This window comes from Clostridium beijerinckii (genome assembly GCF_008705175.1).
In the GTDB taxonomy this organism is placed as follows: Bacteria; Bacillota; Clostridia; order Clostridiales; family Clostridiaceae; genus Clostridium; species Clostridium beijerinckii.
In genome coordinates this window covers 723,242-742,302 of record NZ_CP043998.1, presented here as the reverse complement: position 1 = coordinate 742,302, position 19,061 = coordinate 723,242, and the positions used below count along the sequence as shown (strand labels likewise).

Sequence of the window (19,061 nt, the reverse complement as noted above, 5' to 3'; positions counted from 1 at the left end):
AAATTTAATTTAAAATTCTGTTACTCCAAATGCTAAAATAAGTCTAGTAATAAAAAATCCAATTAAAATATACATATTTAGGCATTACTTAACAAAAATAGATATCCTCTTTTATCAAAAGGATATCTATAAATGACTTCATAATTAAACTATTTAAATTTTAGATGTGCTTAATAATTCGTATTATTTTCTTAAATTTTTTTACTTATTTTATGTTTAAAGATTTTTACAATAAATTTTATGCACTAGCGCTAATTGCAGTAGTATAAATCTTCTCTAATAAATTAAGCGCTCCTTTATATCCAATATAAGTTCTTGATAGTACTACTTCATAAGAGGCTGGAAAACCTACTTCAATAATTGCTCCCTTTAATTCTTTAGCTGTATCTCTTTCCCATGTAGTACCAAATATAATAGGCGGCTTATGCCCGAAGTCTGTCTGTCTTAGCAATTGTCCTATTACATATCCATCCTCTGCAAAATCAACATCTGCAGATACATCTTCTGCTAATTTACTATACTCACTCGCAATTGCTCTTCTATACTGCTCTGGAGGATTTTCAGTAATAATTTGTTTAGCCGGAATTAATCCCAGCTGGTTTACTAAAAATTTATTTAGAGCTAAATTATAAGCGCTATCTCCCACTACTGCATATTTAGCCGGTAAGCCCCACCAATATTCAGCATAGAAATCTGAAAAGTGTTCTAAATAATAGTAGTAATTTTTTTCTTCATCTTTTATAAAATTTTCACTTTTTTGTTTATCTATTCCGGAGAAATCAACTACCTTACGCAAAAATGCACTTGTTTCCTTTGCTCCAATAGGAACAGTAGGGATGTGTAGAAATGGTTGTTTATATTTATTTTCTAGATGCTTAGCAGTGTCTAAGCCAAGCCAAGGCGAAATCACTAAATTAAACTGTGCTTTAGGTATATCTCTCCATTCGCTTACTCCTTTTGATTCTGGTCCAAATAGAATGTTTACTTTAAGCCCTGCTCCTTCAAGTACACGTTTTATTTCTGTAAGATCTCCACGCCAAAATGTATTTTGATATGGCAAAAGTGACCATACATTAATTAACCCTTTTTCTTTTTCTCCATCATATTCTCCAACATATTGATCTATAATAGCCTTTGTAACTAATTCGTGGCCTATAAAATTATTTCCTTTAAATCCACCAGTTTCCGCATATACAACAGGGGCTCCTTTTTTCTGAAATTCTCCAACAACTGCTCCTACATCATCTCCAACAATTTCACCTATACATCCAGTAAGAACTACAAATAATTCTGCATCCATTATCTTTAAGGATGATTTAATCAATTCTCTAAGACGATTTTCTCCACCAAATACAACCTCATTTTCACCTGCATTAGAACTCGGCGATACTGCTCCACCACTATATCCACCACCTTGAAAACCATTATAAAATGCGAGACCAGTATACTGCTTATCTGCACAACCAGGACCACAATTTACAATAGGCATTGCTCCAGGAATTGATGATACACTGTAAATAGCTCCTATAGCGCAACCATAACGCACTTGATTTATAGAATTTGTTTGAGTAATATTTACGTCTTTGTTAATCTCCATAACTTCCTCCTTTAAAAAATATCAATTATATTATTTTTTCATTTAATATTTCTGGTTTTTTTGCAAGAATATAAGGATCCTCTTGATCAAGCCACCATTTGGTATAAGGCAGCTTTACATGCTCTTTTAGGTCTTGATGAAATTTCCTATGGGCGAGTACATCCAAAACAGCTTCTCCTAAATTAACCATTCCATCATATCCAATAGCAAGATGTTCATCTCCGAGTGGAGCCGCTGGTATTCCTAATCTGGATGCCAATGGTGCGAGCCCATTATGCCTTATTAATATGAAGTCTGGATTTGTCTTTTTTAAGAGTCCATAAAATTGATATTGTTGTCTATTACTTACACTAAATGAAGGTACATCATCATAATTATCTATTAAAAATTTAAGAGAATCCTGCTTTGGATCTCCACTATCATAAACCGGGTCATGATGAAATACTAAAGAACCATTTACTTCAACTCCTAGTTCTCTTAAAACAGTAATTAAACCATGAGCATAAGCTGAACCAGTTGCAACATATCCTTTTACACCTTTAAGTTTTTCCCTAAGTTCTTTTAACTTAGGTTTTATTCTTTCATGTTCTTTTTTGATAAACTCTTCAGCAAGTTCCTCTCTATGAGTGACTCTTGCTATTTCACGAATCCAAGCATCTGTACCTGCAAAGCCATAAGGTTGAGGTGCCTTTATTTCTGGAACACCAAATTCTTGTTCTAATGCTGCTGCCATATACGATGACAAGGTATAGCAAAACCCAACTGTTCCTGCTGCTTCTGAAAGTTGTGCAAGATCATCTACCGTTGCTAAATCTACAACATAATTTACTCTTAATCCTAGCTCTCCTAGCATTGGTGTAAATACATCAGATCCCCAAAGATTTATAACATTAATTAAATCTTCCTGCTTTTTAGGATTTTTACGTACAATTTTTCTAAGAATTCCATGTTGAGTAGCATCAAAACCTGTGCTCCAATGTTTTGATCTAAAGCCTTCACAGGCAAGTGGAATTACAGGTATGCCAATTTCATCTTCTGCTTCCGCAGCCACACTCTCCATATCTTCTCCAATGATTCCTGTTGCGCAAGATGTACCTAAAAAAATCGCCTTAGGACTATACCTTTCAAAAGCATCTTTAATTGATTGTTTTAACTTTTTAATACCTCCAAATACCATGTCACTTTCATCTAAGTTAGTACAAATAATTCTTATGTTTTCTACTGGTAAATTCCGAAGTGCAAGTCCATTTCGATAAATTGAATTATAAGGTACTTGCCCCACTCCACAACCAATGGGTGAATGTTGAATAAGCACTGCATCTCTTACGTTTCCAGCTTGACATTCAACCATCTGTTCGCTACAAACTGATCCTTGTGTAAAGGGTCCTTTCATTTCACAAAGTCTGCATTGTTTACCTCTGCCCTCGCATCCTCTGCGTTCATAAGAAGATTGCTCTGATAGTTCTGATGCCTTTCCATCCCATGCAATAATAGTTCCAAGTCTTTGTTCACGACTTTCAACCTCTGGAATATCCAGATTGATCTTTTTATATGCCATATCTTTTATCCCTCCTAAAATTTTATTTTATGAACAATAAAACTGAGTCTCTTGCATACTAAATAATGTATAATCAAGAAACTCAGTCTCTAGTTTTCTAGTCAACTTCGTTAATAAAGTTATCATAGTTAAGTTTTTTCCCATCCAAAATCAAAATCTTGTCCTTATATCTCTTATTTCCATAGCTTATTAATTTATTTATATTACTTAGTCATCAAACAATGTTGTACTTAGATATCTATCTCCCCTATCAGGAAAAACAACAACTATATTTCCACTATCGATTTCCTCAGATAACTTCAATGCTGCTGCGAGTATTGCTCCAGATGATGATCCAACTATTAAACCTTCCTTTTTAGCCAGTAACTTTACATTCTTAAAAGCCTCATCGTCATTAACCTTTATAACTTTATCAACCAAAGATATATCCATTGTTTTAGGAACAAAATCATTTCCTATACCCTCTATTTTGTAACTCTTATGCTCTCCACCGACCATTGTTGACCCTTCTGGATCTGCGAGTACTCCTTTAATATCCTTATCCTTTTCTTTTAGATATTTTATGATCCCCGTAAATGTGCCTCCACTTCCCGCACCTGCCACGAAATAATTTATATTACCATCTAATGCTTTATATATTTCAGGGCCTGTTGTTTCATAATGTGCTAGAGGATTATCTTCATTTTCAAATTGACCTAGGCTAATGCTATTTGGAATTTCTTTTAATAATTCACTAGCTTTATTTATAGCTCCAAGCATACCTTCTTCATCTGGAGTATTAATGATTTTAGCCCCCAAGGCTTTCATTAGCTTTTGCTTTTCTATTGAAAATTTGGTTGGTACTACAAAGATTATATTATAGCCTCTATTTATTGCCGCTAGAGCTATACCAAGACCAGTATTTCCTGCTGTTGCATCAACTATGGTATACCCCCTCTTTAAGCTTCCATTTCTCTCAGCCCCCTCAATCATTGTTACTCCAATTCTATCTTTTATACTGCCACCAGGATTAAAACATTCAAGTTTAGCAAATATATTAACATTTTTTTTAACATTGATATGTGTGAGTTTTATAAGCGGAGTATTTCCAATAAGTTCTTTTACATCACTTACATAATTCATATCAAACTCTCCTTAAATGCATTGTTTAAGTCCTCAATTAGATCATCAATATTTTCTATCCCTACTGACAACCTAACTAGATTATCGACAATTCCAACCTCCTGCCTTATTTTATATGGAATTGCTGCATGTGTCATGCTAGCTGGGTGACATATTAAAGATTCCACCCCACCTAGACTTTCTCCTAAAGTTATAAGTCTTAGTGAACTTAGAAACTTTTTGTAATCTATCTTTTCATTTATAACAAAAGATAATACTCCCCCAAAGCCAGATGCTTGTTTCTTATGAATTTCATATCCTTTCGAATCCTTTATTCCTGGATAATAAATTTTAGTTATATATTCACTTTGTGATAAAAATTGTGCTATTTTCTCTGCATTTTCATTGTGCCTATCCAATCTAACACCTAAAGTTTTTATGCCTTGAAGCAATATAAATGAATCAAATGGTCCAAGTACTCCTCCCGTTGAATTTTGTATAAAGTGTAACTTGTCCCAAAGCTCATCATTATTTACAGCTATTAATCCAGCTACTACATTACTATGACCGCCTAAATACTTAGTAGCACTATGAACAACAATATCCGCTCCAAATTCTAAAGGTCTTTGCAAATATGGTGACATAAACGTATTATCTACAACAGTAAGTGCTCCGTATTCCTTTGCAAGCTTACTAACCTCTTCTATATCAGTAATATCCATGAGCGGATTTGTTGGAGTTTCAATAAAAACGGCTTTTATACTTGTGTTGTCCTTTCCATTTTCTAAAATTCTTTTTACATCATTTAGTCTAGAAAAGTCAACTATCTCATATTGAAGATTAAAATTCTTAAATACTTTATCAATTACTCTAAAAGTTCCTCCATAAAGATTACTTGGAATTATCACTTTGTCACCGCTATGAAATAAAGATAAAACAGCCGTAATAGCAGCCATTCCGCTGCTAAATGCAAGTCCACCGCTTCCACTTTCCAGCAAGGCAATAGTTTTCTCTAATGCTTCCCTTGTCGGATTTCCAGTCCTTGAATATTCATATCCTTTATTTTTACCTAACTGTTCTTGCTTATATGTGGAAGTTTGATAGATTGGAACATTCACCGATCCTGTTGTCTCATCCCCATCAATTGCACCATGAACTAATAATGATTCTATTTTCATTTTTCTCTCCTCCTCAAGGTTTCGCTAGTGCAAAGTTTTCTACACTATTCTTTATTTCTTATATATAAAGGTTGCTACTATTTCTAAATATAAATTACTATATATTACTCATATTATTCTTATTTGTTTACTGTGTTTTAGGATAAATGAAATATTTATATTTTATTTATCTTAACGATTGTCATTATGAATCCTTAATAATTTTTTAATACTTGTTTCTATTCATATTAATCAACTAATTTCCTATCCATGAGAGAAAGTTTCAACAACTTCTTTATCATATAATTGACCATGTATATCTTGATTTTTACCTGGAACTCCACAGGCATCAGCTCTGCAATGTTTGCAGTGCCTAAATACATCAAGATATTCACCTGCTTCTCCTCTACATTTATCAAGCATTAGGCATGATGGCGCTTCAAGATGAGAAAGTTCGTTTTGTGGTATTAGTGGAATTATATTTAATATTGATGCTCCTAACCCCTTAGTTACTTTAGCTATCTCCTTGATATGTCTATCATTAATTCCTGGTATTAAGACACTATTTATTTTTACTATAACTCCTAATTCGCTAATCTTTTTAATACCTCTAAGTTGTGCATTTATTAACTTCTTTGCACCTTCTTCCCCTTCTAGTCTTTTACCATCTTCATCAATTACAAAAGAACATATATCTTTTTGAATCTTTGGATCAATGGCATTAACAGTAACAGTTATTGTCTCAACCCCAGCTTCAACAATCTTTTCAGCCTTTTCTTCCAATCTTAATCCATTGGTACTTAAGCAGTTAATAAGATGAGGAAATTCTTTTTTTACTAATTTAAAAGTCTCAAGAGCATGATCAGTTGCAAGCGTATCTCCTGGACCTGCAATCCCTACAACACTAATTTCTGGACATAACATTAATGCTTTCCTAACAGTTTTTACAGCCTCTTCTGGAGTAAGTAGTAATGAACTTACTCCTGGACGCACTTCTGATTTATTAAATCCCCTTCTACAAAACTTACATTGTATGTTACATGAGGGACTCACTGGTAAGTGTATCCTCCCATATTTAAAATGCGCCTCCCCACCTAGGCACGGATGAGTTTTTACAAGGTGGTCAAAATTCCCCATATAGTTCACTTCCTTTATTCTAACTTTGATCAAAATTTATTCATTATCCAAAGTTTAATTTTATAATCTAAGTCCTAATTTAATTGAATTCTTTAAATACTATTTACTTACTTGAATCATACTTATAACTTAGATTATTAATATAAATCTAAAATATTTACTTTTGAATTTAGCACTTTTTTTAGTATATCTTCTATAAAATAAGGTGCCTCAATTCCTTTTATTCCTTTCGCCTCAACCTCAGCTAAGGCTCCTTGTCCAATTCTCGCTACAAAGACTGCTTTACAATCAGATATTAATTCAATAGATTTACTTAAAGCATCCTCAGTGTGCTGAAATTCTTGGCACGATGGCTCATTAAATCTTGTCTCTACATACTTATATTCTTTATCATCCACTTCAACAATTAAGAATTGCTTTGTTCTTCCAAAATGTTGATTTACAACTTTTCCATCACTGCTTGCAAATGCTATTTTGTATGACATATCTTCCTCCTCTTTAAAATGCTGGAACTACCGCAGAACCATATTTTTCTTTAATAAAGTTTTTAACATCATCTGTAGTTAGGACTGAAATAAGTGCCTTGATTTCTTTTCTATCTTTATCTCCTTTTCTAACCGTAATTACATTTGCATAAGGAGAATCTCCATCTTCCCTAAGAATTGCTGTATTTGGATCAATTTTAGCATCTAAAATTATATTAGTATTTATTACTGCTCCCGCTAAATCTCCAAGAGATCTAGGTAATTGTGCTACATCTGCCTCTACAAATTGAAGATGTTTAGGATTTTCAGCTATATCATTTGGTGTCGCAGAATAATTTTCTAATCCACTTTTTAGTTTAATTAGTCCATTTTTTTCAAGAAGAACTAAGGCTCTATATTCATTTGAAGGGTTATTAGGTATACCTATCTTATCCCCATCTTGTAAATCATTTATTGATTTAAGTTTATTAGAATATAATCCTATAGGCTCAACGTGTATTTTTCCTGCCACTTCAAAGTCGTATCCTTTTTCTTTTGATACAGACTCTAAGTAAGGAACATGTTGAAAATAATTTGCATCAATTTGCTTTTCATCCAATGCCGGATTTAGCTGGCCTTCATCATCAAGGGTCACTATTTCTAAGTTAATACCTTGTTCCTTTAGTTTTGGCTTAATATGCTCTAATATCTCAGCATGCGGTGTTAATGCTGCACCTACTTTTAAAGTCACTTCGCTCTTTTCAGTTGTTGTTGATGCACTTGTAGCTTTGCTTGCATCTTCTTTGTTAGCTGAGCATCCAGCAAATACTCCTACTAAAAGTAATCCACTTGTAATTATTGATAATAATTTTTTCTTCAATTTAATCCCTCCATATTTATTCAAACTTAAATCTCTTCTTATTAATTGACTTTGCGATGAGATCTCCAATAAGCTGTATAGCTTGTACTATAATAACTAGAATAACTACAGTCCCTATAAGTACATCTGTACGAAATCTTTGGTAGCCAAATCTTATAGCTAAACTTCCAAGTCCACCAGCACCAATTGCACCTGCTATAGCTGTAAAGCCTATTATTCCTATAATTGCTATAGTTATTCCTCTTACAATTGAAGGAAGAGCTTCTGGAAGCAGAACTTTTTTTATTATATCAATAGGAGTTGCACCCATTGATTCTGCAGCTTCTATTTTTCCAAATTCAACTTCCTTTAAGCTGTTTTCAATTATTCTCGCAATAAATGGAGCTGAACCTATTGAAATAGATACTATTGCTGCATTTGCACCTAATGTGGTCCCAACAATAAATTTTGATAATGGCAATAATATAATTATTAATATTATTTCAGGCGTGGATCTTATTACATTAATTAAGAAACCAGCGATTTTGTTAACTTTATATAAAGGAAAAATTCCGCCTTTATCCGTAACAACCAATAATACTCCAATTGGCACACCTATCAAAAAGGCTACTATGGATGAAAGCAATACCATATATAAAGTTTCCTCTGTTCCAACTAAAAGCAATTTAACTAAATCATTGCTCATATTCCTTCCCCCCCTGAAAATTTCCTATTATTTTGAAATCCTTCTGTTATTGTTATAAATTTCTTTAAAGTATCACTTTTAGGATTTAAAAATAAGTTTTCTGTATTCCCCTCTTCTACTATATGACCATCTTCTAAAACTACCATATTATTAGTGCAATACCTTAACACATCTAGTTCGTGTGTTATTATCACTATTGTTAAGCTTAACCTTTGGTTTATATTTTTCAAAAGTTCTAAAATTGAAAAGGTGGTTTGTGGATCTAAAGCAGAAGTTGCTTCATCACTTAAAAGTACATCCGGATCATTAGCCAAAGCTCTTGCAATACCAACCCTTTGTTTTTGCCCTCCACTTAGTTGAAGTGGATATGAATCCCTTTTTTCTGACAATTCAACTAATTCCAATATCTCTTCAACTCTTCTCTTTATTGCCTCTTTCTTATATCCTGAAATTTCTAATGGAAAAGCAATATTTTCATAAACAGTTTTTGAATCAAATAAATTAAATTGTTGAAATATCATACCTATTTTTTTTCTAGCACTTCTTAATTCTTTTCCATTTAACTTAGTTATCTCATTTTCTCCAATGATTATATTACCAGAATCGGGTTTTTCAAGGCCATTTAAACAACGTATTAATGTCGATTTACCTGCGCCGCTAAAACCAATTACTCCAAATATATCCCCTCGCGCTATTTCTAGGCTTATATCTCTCAACACCTCAACTTTTCCTGTTGGAGTATTAAATGTTTTACTTATATTCTTAACAGTTATCATAAAATTGCCTCCCATTACCTCGAATAGTGATGTTTTAAGTCTTCCTATTCCTTATAATATGTCTAAAAGATTTTAAACTAAATTATATAATCCTCATCTAAATCCATTAATCCATATTCTATTAAAATTTCTTCGAGTCTGTCTTGAGTCATTGGTTTTGGAATTACAAATAAATCATTTTCTTCTATCTTTCTAGCTAATTCTCTGTACTCATCAGCCTGTTTATCTTCTGGGTTAAACTCTATGACAGTCTTTTTTCTTATTTCAGCTCTCTGAACAACATTATTTCTTGGTACAAAATGAATTAATTGTGTTCCAAGTTCCTTTGCAAAAGCTTTTAACAGGTCAAGCTCTCTATCAACATTTCTGCTATTACATATTATTCCTCCAAGTCTAACTCCACCTTTTAGCGCATACTTTTGAATTCCTTTGGAGATGTTATTTGCAGCATATAATGCCATCATTTCACCGCTTGCAACTATATATATTTCTTTTGCTTTACCTTCTCTTATAGGCATTGCAAAACCTCCACATACAACATCCCCAAGAACGTCGTAAAATACATAATCTAAATCTTCAGTGTAGGCTCCTAACCTTTCAAGCATTCCAATAGAGGTTATAATTCCTCTTCCTGCGCATCCAACTCCAGGCTCTGGACCTCCAGATTCAACGCATTTTATACCTTTAAAACCTGTCTTCATAATGGCTTCAAGCTCTATATCTTCTCCTTCTTCTCTCAAAGTGTCTAAAACAGTTCTTTGAGCTAGTCCCCCCAATAATAATCTTGTTGAATCTGCTTTAGGATCGCAACCAACTACCATTACATTTTTTCCAAGCTCTGCAAGCCCTGCTGTTAAATTTTGAGTAGTTGTTGATTTTCCTATTCCCCCCTTACCGTAAATTGCCACTTGTCTTAAAGTTTTTTCTGCCATTGCTATATTCTCCTTTTTTATAAATTATTAAAACTTATCGGCATATAAAAATATGAATTCTTTTAATTGGTCATTTCCCTATTTTAATATACCTAAAGTATTTTTAAACTTTCCCTATACTTAGCTTAAAGCTTCCTTAAAAGCTTGTCTTAAATCATTAATTAAATCTTCAGAATCCTCAAGGCCAATTGAAAGCCTAATAGTTTCTTGAGGAATTCTTGCTAATTTTAATTGTTCCTCTGTTAATTCTCCATGGGTTGTTTTAGGTACATTAACTATTAAAGATCTTGCATCTCCAACATTTGCCTGATAACTAAATAGTTTTACTGAATTTATTAATTTATAAATTTGTTCTGTATTTCCTTTAAAACCAAAAGTAAAGGTTGATCCTGCTCCTTTAGCAAAATATTTATCTGCTAAAAATTTATATGGGCTTCCCTCGATTTCAGGATAATTTATCCAGGCAACAGATTCTTCATTTTTAAGATAATCTATTATTTTTCTTGTATTATTAATTTGCTTCTGGACCCTTTCAGATAATGTTTCTAAACCTATTAATATCAAATAAGCATCAAAAGGACTTAAAACTGCTCCAAAATATGTTAGATAATCTAATCTGATTTTTCCAGCAAATGCACTTTCTTTAAATACATCTATATAACTTCTTTCATTTCCCTCTAAATCTTTTAGAGTAAAGTACGGTTCAGAAAACTGAGGATACCTTCCATTTGCCCAATTGAATTTACCACTATCAACTATTACTCCTGCAATCACGTTTCCATGGCCACTTAGGGCTTTTGTTGCTGAGTATATTACTATATCTGCTCCATATTTAATAGGATTAAATAGATATGGTGTTGCGAATGTATTATCAACAATTAGTGGAATATTATTTTCATGTGCTATCTTAGCGATTGCCTCTAAATCATATAATGCTGCATTAGGGTTACTTATAGTTTCTATAAAAATTGCTTTTGTGTCTTCTTTTATAGATTTTCTAAATTCCTCAATATCATTGTCATCTTCAATCCTGTCAATTTGGATTCCGAACTTAGGATAAAGTTTTTTTAAAGCATCTACGGTTCCACCATACAATTGATGTGTTGTTAAAATTCTTCCTCCCCCTTCTGCTACTGCAAGTAATGCATAAGTTATAGCTGCCATTCCTGATGCAACGCCTACCGCTGCTATGCCACCATCCAAAGAAGCTATTCTATTTTCCAAGACACTAACTGTTGGATTTCCAAGTCTGCTATAAATAAAACCTTCTTCTGAAAGACTCGCTAACCTATCAAATCTTTCTGCTTCACCTACTTCAAAAGATGCTGTTGCATATATCGGTACTGATACAGCATCATTATGTTCCTTTGGATTGTATCCTCCTCTAACTTTAATAGTATCGAACTTGTAATTACTCATCTTTCTCCCTCCAAATTTATCAATTATTGATGTTAATTTGCATTAATAATTCTTATAAAAACGCTCATATTTAAAACCTCTATAAATCCATATAATCCCTTTCATCTTTTATATTTGGTTGGCTTAAATCCATCTCAAACCCGCTATTTATCTATAAATATTTATATATTTAAATTCTTATCTAGATACATATTTAAATAGTTAAATTTTTTTCTATTTAACTATATACATATTTAAACTCTTACATATTTTCATATTTATCTATAGGTGTTTAGCACTCTATCATATATATCCTCAATTGCTCTAAGCCCCCCATTGTATCCTGCGTAACCACAATTTAATACAAGTCTATATGTTACTGGCACACTAGTGATAAGCAAATCTGCATTTAATTTTGCCGCTAAATCTCTATCCCAGCCACTTCCAAGTATTAAAGCCCTGCCTTCTTGAAAATCTTTTTCTTTTTCCTTTTCTATTTCCAATTGAACTGCGCCAGCATCTACATTAAATTCAACTTCTGCTGATCTATACTCAGATATATTCTTAAATTCTTTTATTATAGATTCTTTATATTGTTCTGGTGTATCATCAATAATAAATTGCTTTCCAGGAAGTATACCCAGTTCATTTAATAAAAATTTAGAAAAACCTAAGGAATATGATGAATCCAAAATACTGTAGAATTTTCTAGGTAATCCATATCTAAACTCAAGCATAAAGTCCGCAGTTTTTTCTATATGAAAATAAAATTTTTCTTCCTCTTTCTTTATAAAATTCTCAACTTTATTTTTATCTAAATGCCCAAATTCACCAATTTGTCTTAAAAATCTTGATGTCGCAATTGCTCCTATTGGCAAGTATGGAAAATGCACGTATGGTGTTTTATATTTATTTTTTAGATGTTCTGCAATATTTAATCCTACCCATGAACTTGCAACTATATTAAACTCTGCATTAGGTATTGTCTTCCATTCTTCAATACCATTAGATTCATTTCCAAAAAGTATATTTACTTCTAAACCAATACCTTCAAGAACTCTTTTTATTTCTTCTAAATTTCCACTCCAATATGGATCTTGATAAGGTACTGTTGCAAATACATTTACGAGCCCCTTTTTTACTCCATTGCTATTTTTGAATTTATCTACATATTGATCTATTATTGCATTGACAACTTCACTATGACTTACGTAATTATTGCTTTTAAATCCACCTGTCTCTACATATACAATAGGTTTATCTCCTTCTTGATATTTTGACGTAACACTTCCTACATCATCTCCAACAATATCTGATGTGCATCCAGTAAGTACCACATACAAATCAGCATCTATTACTTGGAAAGCTCCCTCAATAACATTCTTAAGTTTTCGTTCCCCACCAAACACTACATCAGCTTCTGTAGCATTAGTACACGGAATTGTATTTCCTCCAGCATAGCCTTCACCTTGTCCTATTAAAGAACTAATTTTATTACTGCATCCTGGTCCAGAATGTAGTATAGGAACTCCTCGTTTTATGGCTATTACTGTTTGCTGTGCTCCTAAAGCACAGGAAAATCTAGGTTGTTCAATAATTTTCGACACTACTATTACCTCCTAAGAAAGTAAATGGATCTTGATCTAGCCACCATTTTGTATAAGGCATAGTACTATGCTTGGCTAAATTACTTACAAATTCTCTATTATCAAGGGTTTCAACTATTCTTGAAGCATAATTTAAAACTCCCTGATATCCAAAACCAAATTGCTCATCCCCAATTAATAAAGTTGGTATTCCAAGCTTTGCCCCCCACATAGTCATTCCACCATGTCTTGCAATCATAAGATCTGGTTTTACTCTGTTTAATATATTAACCAATTCATAGGCTTGTTTATTACAAACATTGTAGTGCTTGATATCACCATAAATATTGACTGTTTGAGCTAAAGCATCCGAAGTTTTATCTTTATTGTCATATAGAGGATCATGATGAAATATTGCTGCCCCTTGAACATTTAACCCAAGCTCTCTAAGCATTGCTATTATTGCATGACCATGAGCAGCTCCCGCTGTTACATATGCTGTCTTCCCTTTTAGTTTGTCTCTATATTCTTCAAGTTTAGGTAGTACCCTTTCATGCTCCTCTTTTATAATTTCTTCAATTTCTTCCTCTTTGCCTAATACTCTGCCAATCTCTCTCATCCATATATCTGTTCCTTCTATACCATAGGCTGGTGGAGACTTTATTTCTTTGACTCCATATTCTTGTTCTAAAGCTGCCCCTAAATAAGTGCTAAGGGATGGGCATATATGGATTGTTGCTGCTGCCTCTGAAATATACTCAAGTTCTGCAACCGTTGAAAATGGTACAATATATTGTGCTTCATAACCCAATCTATTTAAAAATTCATCAAAAATATGACTTCCCCAGAAATTAGCTACATTGATTTTATTTGTTTTCTTTCTAGGCGGCTTTACTAACTTTCTTAAAATTGAGTGATAAGCAGCATCAAAGCCTGTTGTCCATATTTTAGATCTAAACCCTTCACAAGAACATGATATAACTGGTATACCTAGCTCTTTTGACAAATTTTCAGTTATCGCATCTACATCCTCACCTATGATCCCAGATGCACAAGAAGTTGTAACAAAGATTGCATTAGGTTTGGTTCTTTTATATGCTTCTCTTACGGTATCCTCTAATTTCTTAGCTGCACCGAAAACAGTATCTTTTTCTTCAATGCAGGTACTAAAATATCTTCCTATTGTAGCCGGAAGCTCTCTTTTCATCTGTTCGACTCTATAAGTAAAATTAAATCCAAAGAAATCACCTGCGCATCCTATAGGTGCATGATTAACAACAACTGCATCTCTTATCATAGATAATTGACAAAAAGCATGACCTGCGTTACATCCCATACATTGAGAAAATTTTCTTGAACTATCTTTCAATTTTCCCGCATGAGCACATGTGACAAGTTCCTTGGCTGATCCATTAAAGCCAGTAATTGAACCTAACCTTGTCTCCCTTATAGTCACTGAACATTCTTTTAAATTAATTGTTCCCATAATTACGACTTTCCTCCTTAAATTATTTAGAATAATATTTTTCTTAAAAAAGAAAAGAGGACATACTTCTATTAATTAGAAGTATGTCCTCTAGCTTTCCAGTCAGACTTACTTAAATATTATTCTTTTCCATATCCTCTTATTCATATAAGATTGCTGTGTTTTTATATGATATATTCTTCTCATTCGTATATGTCAACATTTTTATAAAAAATTATAAATTATTTTATTAGACCAATATTCTTTGGCTTCCTAACATATACTCCTTCACATGTAAATTTTTATCTTATTCTTATTTTTTCATTTTTATCTACTTGTATAATTACTCCATCTTGTATTATCAAAGTTATAGACCCATACCTTATTTTCTCAACCATCTTTAGTATTTCTTCTAGCTTTTTATTTTCTGTGAGTTCTTTACTATTAACAGCCACACAATCACCCCCAAGATATACATATAAATACCTTATATATTTGTTTTTATTATATAAATTATATATAATTTCCCTCAAAATTTGATATATAATTCTTTTACGCCTTTGCTTTTTTTGAATGCATGTGAGAAAAATCTGCATATAAAAACATTTTATATAGGAGATAAAAAGTTAAATGCGCTCCCCACTTTTTTTATACGTGTATATTTCCCTTTTTATTCTCTGACACTCGTAAACTTTTCAATAAACTATTCCCTCAAGTAACTGTTGTATAAATTTCTAAAGAATAAAATAAAAGACCCCTGTTATAAAACAGAGGCAGAAAATTTCCGCGGTTCCACTCTGATTATTATGCTTAAAATTTAATCGGTCTTACGCAGCATAACATCTTTATGTGCTATATCAGGCACTACTGCTAAGCCTACTAATTCAAGTATATAAAATAATTGATCTACAAAATTAAATTTAACGACCTTATTATTTTTAAACATACCAAAAATTCAACTTAGTACTCCAGGATGCATTCTATAGAGTTCCATTTAGAATTCCTTTCAGCTATTTTAAGAATTCCTCTCTGAAAATTTTCCTCAATATACTTATTCCCTTCATCGCATTAAAATTATAATTAGTATATATTAATATATACTATACTTTTTTCTTATTATTCCTATTGAATTACTATGATTTATTATTACCTATTATATTCTATATAGTAATAATTAGTCAATATACTTTTTCATTTTTACAAAAAAATTTCTATAACATATTAAGCTTTATTATTAAAGAATCCCTTATGATTTTAGAACCCCAAAAATAAATTAAGCTGAAAGTGAAGCTATTACATTAATTAATCTATATATAATATACCATATTATTTTCACTTAGTTAGACAGATTCTTTATAAAGCAAATACTCTTTAAACTTATACTTTTGTCATTCGAATAAAATGAGATATGTGGGAATTAGTATAATATGCTATAAAAAACTATATCTTCTTATTCTTTTTCATGGAGTATATATTTCAAATATACGTTTTTATTTTCTAAATACATAACTATTGAATCCATTAACAATCCTATCATAGCTATAACAATAACTATTCCTATTACCCAATCAACTCTGTACATATTTTGACATGATTTAATTAGAAATCCAAGGCCAGAACTCCCTCCCATCATCTCTGCGGCTATTAGCATAAATAATGAATAATTCAGACTTAGTTTAACACCATGCATAATTTGCGGTAAAGCACCTGGTAATAATATTTTACTTATAAAATTCCATTTATTAAGTGCAAAAGATTTTCCATGTTTAATATAAGAATCGTCTACATTAAGTATTCCAGTTATGGTACTAAAAAGTATTGGCCAAATGCATGTCCATGTAATAACTACGATCTGCGTAAATTCTCCAACACCTAAAATAATTATAATTAGATGATAAATAATAAATGGATTTATCTGGGAACACGCATCTAAAACAAGTTCTACTGATGATTGCATTTGTTTTACTAAAATACTAATTGCAATACCTAATGGTACTGCAATTATAATTGAAAGTAAAAATCCTAAAAAAGACCGATAAAAACTTAGCTCTATATGATATAACAGTTTTTGCTTTAAAAACAATTCACCTATTCCAGTTATAACTTTCGAAAAAGATGGAATAAGCACAGGATCTAATATTTTAAGTCTGCAAAAAAATTCCCAAGCAAAAATAAAAATTACTATTGTAATATAACCTCTTATATTCACATTTTTTAGTTTCACCTAATTCAACTCCTCCCTTTTAATATCATAATAAAGCACTTGTTAATCACACTTTACTCTTTAAAGAATTCAATAGGATGTTCTGATTTATACGCTGCCAACTTTAATTGCACTTCTCCTAAAATTAATATTCCCGCTATAATAATGGATAAAATAATTAAAGTAAAGTTGTCTATTTTTTTATAGGTTTTATGATTTTTAAAAAGTGACTCTGGTTTTTCCCATAAAAACAACCCATTTTGTATATATCTGAAAAATCTATTTATAATAACTCCTAATATTATTATAATTACACAGCTCGCATATACTTTAGGTGCATCAAAATAATGATGTGCTCCGTTGTGCAGAAGATATCCAAGTCCTGAATTGACGCCCAACATTTCCCCAACGATTATAATAAAAAATGTCATTTGAACGCTTATTCTGATCCCAGCAAAAATGCTATGTGCAGATGCTTGAATATATACTTTGAATATTATATCAAATAACGAAATATTCATAGCTTTAACGTTTTTTATTAAATCCTTGTCGATTTGTTTTATCCCATTTAATGTTCCCAGTAATATCGGAAACACGCCAACCCATATAATTGCTGCAAGTCTTACCATTTCACCTGTTCCAAAAAATGCAATAAATACAGGAATTAAAGAAAAGGGATTAACTTTCGAAAAAATTCTAATTAAAGGTTCAAACATTAAATAAATATCATTATATTTTGCAAATATACTTCCTACAGCCACACCTATTAAAACGGCTGATAAAAGTCCAAATGTAAATCTCCACAATGTTGACATTATATGCATATATAGATCCTCATTTCCCCACAGATAACCTATTTCTCCTATAGTTACCGTAAAACTTGGAAATACATCACTATTTATAATTTTTGCTCTAGCTATAAATTCCCAGATTATAATCAAAATTATCAAACCTGATATTTCTATTAGTTTATCTTTAAGCTTTAAAAGAACATCTGTATTTTTTTTCATTATTGTGCCTCAAATTTATGTGTTATAATATCATCTACTTTAATAGCTCCTTTAGGAATAGCGCCTGTGTTCTCTAAGTCTTCAATCCATGGATTTATAGTCTGTTCATCAATTTTCGTAGTTTCAGAATAATAGTGATTTCCTTTTACTTCAGTTCCTATAAATTCACTAGTTAATTTTGCTGTTTCTTCAACATTTGCATTCGCCCATTTTTGTGCCTTAGTCATAGCTTTAACAAATGCTGCTACTTTATCTGGATGTTTTTCTATAAAACTATCTGAGAAATAGTATAAATAAACTCCAGTTGCTTCACCAAGTCCCGCTTCTGATGAATCTGCAATTTGAGTAAGTCCTGCTTCTTGCGCTGCATCGAAAAATGGCGGATGAACACCTATAATATCAACTTGTCCAAGTTTTAAAGCTTCAATTTTTTGAAGATCTGTTTCAAATGTAATCCATTCAAATTTATCTCTTGAAACACCTTTAGTATCTGAAATTTTATTAGGAATGAAATCTTCACAAGTATTAGTATAACCAGCTGACTTAAGTTTTTCATTGCCTTTATAATTTGTTAAGTCATTCCATGTTTTAACTCCAGCAGCTACTGCATCTTTATTCACGTAGAACCTCATATGTCTCAATTTAGGATCTACTCCAGGACCAGGTTCAATTATTGAACGCCCTACCGCTTTAATTTTTGATCCCCCATATACCTTAAGCGCTAATGCATTCGGATGTGTATCCGCTACATCATTATCTCCAGACAAAATTGCAGGTGTGACAGCATCACTACTTAGTTCACCAGTAAATACTAATTTCAATCCTTCCTCTTTAAAAAATCCCTTTTTATCTGCTACCAAAAAAGGGGCTAATGTACAATCTTTTCTTGTTGCCGTTTTTATTGGAAATAAATCATCATTACTGGCAGAAGTACTATCATCACTTTTTGCGCTACTATTAGCTTCCAAGGATTCAGATGGAGATGAATATTTCGTCTTACCAAGTTGCGCTCCTATAATAATACCTCCTATAACCAAAACTGCTATTGCTGCTTGAATAACTCTTTTTACTTTTTTTTCTTTTTCTATTGCCATTATAATTTACCCTCCTTG

At 32.0% G+C, this 19,061-nt stretch carries 17 protein-coding genes; all 17 read right to left on the bottom strand.

Annotated elements, in window-relative coordinates:
* Positions 1-238: 238 nt before the first annotated feature.
* The gene (locus F3K33_RS03590; RefSeq protein ID WP_039773292.1) at positions 239-1,597 is read right to left on the bottom strand and encodes a nitrogenase component 1; all 1,359 of its coding nucleotides are present in this window, start codon (positions 1,595-1,597) and stop codon (positions 239-241) included.
* Positions 1,598-1,622: 25 nt separating this feature from the next.
* Positions 1,623-3,155, bottom strand: coding sequence for a nitrogenase component 1 (locus tag F3K33_RS03585; protein WP_017212478.1), 1,533 nt, complete (start codon positions 3,153-3,155; stop codon positions 1,623-1,625).
* A gap of 207 nt (positions 3,156-3,362) precedes the next feature.
* Positions 3,363-4,277, bottom strand: coding sequence for a PLP-dependent cysteine synthase family protein (locus tag F3K33_RS03580; RefSeq protein ID WP_039773290.1), 915 nt, complete (start codon positions 4,275-4,277; stop codon positions 3,363-3,365).
* Positions 4,274-5,434, bottom strand: coding sequence for a trans-sulfuration enzyme family protein (locus tag F3K33_RS03575; protein ID WP_039773289.1), 1,161 nt, complete (start codon positions 5,432-5,434; stop codon positions 4,274-4,276). Before F3K33_RS03575 ends, F3K33_RS03580 begins: the two co-directional genes overlap by 4 nt.
* Positions 5,435-5,677: 243 nt before the next feature.
* Positions 5,678-6,550 (bottom strand): radical SAM protein, encoded by an 873-nt coding sequence (locus tag F3K33_RS03570; RefSeq protein WP_039773288.1) that lies wholly within the window; start codon positions 6,548-6,550, stop codon positions 5,678-5,680.
* A gap of 137 nt (positions 6,551-6,687) precedes the next feature.
* Positions 6,688-7,035 (bottom strand): NifB/NifX family molybdenum-iron cluster-binding protein, encoded by a 348-nt coding sequence (locus tag F3K33_RS03565; protein ID WP_011967975.1) that lies wholly within the window; start codon positions 7,033-7,035, stop codon positions 6,688-6,690.
* Between the two features lie 13 nt (positions 7,036-7,048).
* Positions 7,049-7,894 carry a MetQ/NlpA family ABC transporter substrate-binding protein gene (locus F3K33_RS03560; RefSeq protein WP_011967974.1) on the bottom strand — a complete coding sequence of 282 codons (846 nt, stop codon included), beginning with the start codon at positions 7,892-7,894 and terminating at the stop codon, positions 7,049-7,051.
* Between the two features lie 16 nt (positions 7,895-7,910).
* Positions 7,911-8,579: a methionine ABC transporter permease gene (locus F3K33_RS03555; protein WP_011967973.1), complete on the bottom strand. Its 669-nt coding sequence runs from the start codon at positions 8,577-8,579 to the stop codon at positions 7,911-7,913.
* The gene (locus tag F3K33_RS03550) at positions 8,576-9,355 is read right to left on the bottom strand and encodes a methionine ABC transporter ATP-binding protein (RefSeq protein ID WP_039773286.1); all 780 of its coding nucleotides are present in this window, start codon (positions 9,353-9,355) and stop codon (positions 8,576-8,578) included. Before F3K33_RS03550 ends, F3K33_RS03555 begins: the two co-directional genes overlap by 4 nt.
* A 77-nt stretch (positions 9,356-9,432) precedes the next feature.
* A complete protein-coding gene (gene nifH, locus F3K33_RS03545) occupies positions 9,433-10,287 on the bottom strand; it encodes a nitrogenase iron protein (protein WP_011967971.1) in 855 nt (284 codons plus the stop codon).
* Between the two features lie 120 nt (positions 10,288-10,407).
* A complete protein-coding gene (locus tag F3K33_RS03540) occupies positions 10,408-11,706 on the bottom strand; it encodes an O-acetylhomoserine aminocarboxypropyltransferase/cysteine synthase family protein (RefSeq protein WP_039773285.1) in 1,299 nt (432 codons plus the stop codon).
* 257 nt (positions 11,707-11,963) lie between these two features.
* Positions 11,964-13,292: a nitrogenase component 1 gene (locus F3K33_RS03535; protein ID WP_039773283.1), complete on the bottom strand. Its 1,329-nt coding sequence runs from the start codon at positions 13,290-13,292 to the stop codon at positions 11,964-11,966.
* Positions 13,276-14,757 (bottom strand): nitrogenase component 1, encoded by a 1,482-nt coding sequence (locus F3K33_RS03530; protein ID WP_039773282.1) that lies wholly within the window; start codon positions 14,755-14,757, stop codon positions 13,276-13,278. Before F3K33_RS03530 ends, F3K33_RS03535 begins: the two co-directional genes overlap by 17 nt.
* A gap of 281 nt (positions 14,758-15,038) precedes the next feature.
* A complete protein-coding gene (locus F3K33_RS03525; RefSeq protein ID WP_011967967.1) occupies positions 15,039-15,191 on the bottom strand; it encodes a YezD family protein in 153 nt (50 codons plus the stop codon).
* A 995-nt stretch (positions 15,192-16,186) separates the two neighbouring features.
* Positions 16,187-16,960 carry an ABC transporter permease gene (locus F3K33_RS03520; protein ID WP_039773281.1) on the bottom strand — a complete coding sequence of 258 codons (774 nt, stop codon included), beginning with the start codon at positions 16,958-16,960 and terminating at the stop codon, positions 16,187-16,189.
* Positions 16,961-17,013: 53 nt separating this feature from the next.
* Complete coding sequence (locus F3K33_RS03515) at positions 17,014-17,949, bottom strand: ABC transporter permease (RefSeq protein WP_039773279.1); 936 nt, start codon at positions 17,947-17,949, stop codon at positions 17,014-17,016.
* The gene (locus F3K33_RS03510; protein WP_039773277.1) at positions 17,949-19,043 is read right to left on the bottom strand and encodes an ABC transporter substrate-binding protein; all 1,095 of its coding nucleotides are present in this window, start codon (positions 19,041-19,043) and stop codon (positions 17,949-17,951) included. The genes F3K33_RS03515 and F3K33_RS03510 overlap by 1 nt, the downstream gene beginning before the upstream one ends.
* Between the last annotated feature and the right edge of the window lie 18 nt (positions 19,044-19,061).

Coding starts and splice junctions, on each gene's coding strand:
- F3K33_RS03540 (WP_039773285.1), bottom strand. CDS start 11,706: ATGAGTAATTACAAGTTCGATACTATTAAAGTTAGAGGAGGATACAAT.
- F3K33_RS03510 (WP_039773277.1), bottom strand. CDS start 19,043: ATGGCAATAGAAAAAGAAAAAAAAGTAAAAAGAGTTATTCAAGCAGCA.
- F3K33_RS03550 (WP_039773286.1), bottom strand. CDS start 9,355: ATGATAACTGTTAAGAATATAAGTAAAACATTTAATACTCCAACAGGA.
- F3K33_RS03570 (WP_039773288.1), bottom strand. CDS start 6,550: ATGGGGAATTTTGACCACCTTGTAAAAACTCATCCGTGCCTAGGTGGG.
- F3K33_RS03585 (WP_017212478.1), bottom strand. CDS start 3,155: ATGGCATATAAAAAGATCAATCTGGATATTCCAGAGGTTGAAAGTCGT.
- F3K33_RS03580 (WP_039773290.1), bottom strand. CDS start 4,277: ATGAATTATGTAAGTGATGTAAAAGAACTTATTGGAAATACTCCGCTT.
- F3K33_RS03555 (WP_011967973.1), bottom strand. CDS start 8,579: ATGAGCAATGATTTAGTTAAATTGCTTTTAGTTGGAACAGAGGAAACT.
- F3K33_RS03565 (WP_011967975.1), bottom strand. CDS start 7,035: ATGTCATACAAAATAGCATTTGCAAGCAGTGATGGAAAAGTTGTAAAT.
- F3K33_RS03515 (WP_039773279.1), bottom strand. CDS start 17,949: ATGAAAAAAAATACAGATGTTCTTTTAAAGCTTAAAGATAAACTAATA.
- F3K33_RS03590 (WP_039773292.1), bottom strand. CDS start 1,597: ATGGAGATTAACAAAGACGTAAATATTACTCAAACAAATTCTATAAAT.
- nifH (WP_011967971.1), bottom strand. CDS start 10,287: ATGGCAGAAAAAACTTTAAGACAAGTGGCAATTTACGGTAAGGGGGGA.
- F3K33_RS03530 (WP_039773282.1), bottom strand. CDS start 14,757: ATGGGAACAATTAATTTAAAAGAATGTTCAGTGACTATAAGGGAGACA.
- F3K33_RS03575 (WP_039773289.1), bottom strand. CDS start 5,434: ATGAAAATAGAATCATTATTAGTTCATGGTGCAATTGATGGGGATGAG.